This window comes from Pauljensenia sp. UMB3104 (assembly GCF_030217285.1).
Lineage (GTDB): Bacteria > Actinomycetota > Actinomycetes > Actinomycetales > Actinomycetaceae > Pauljensenia.
Genome location: NZ_JASONN010000398.1, coordinates 1 through 257, shown reverse-complemented (window position 1 = coordinate 257; position 257 = coordinate 1). Strand labels below are relative to the sequence as shown.

Sequence of the window (257 nt, the reverse complement as noted above, 5' to 3'; positions counted from 1 at the left end):
AGTAGTGTCCCGCATAGTGGTGTAACCGTGTGGTGGTCGGCCCGTTTGATATGGGTGCGGTCACCGTGTGATCCTTCGAGAAAGCTCTCTACTTCTGACTCGAAATGATTTGGAGGCACAACGATGACCGCTCCTCATATTATCGACCCTGCTGGCCTGCTTGGCGAGGCGTTATCCCAGGCGTCCCCGGATTTGATGCGTTCCCTGCTCCAGCACGTCATTAACGCGTTGTTATCAGCGGACGCTGACACCGTGTG

General features: G+C 55.6%; 1 pseudogene. It reads left to right on the top strand.

Going from position 1 to position 257, the window contains the following annotated elements:
* Nucleotides 1-123: 123 nt before the first annotated feature.
* Nucleotides 124-257: pseudogene (locus tag QP415_RS12180) on the top strand (IS256 family transposase); the annotation flags it as partial.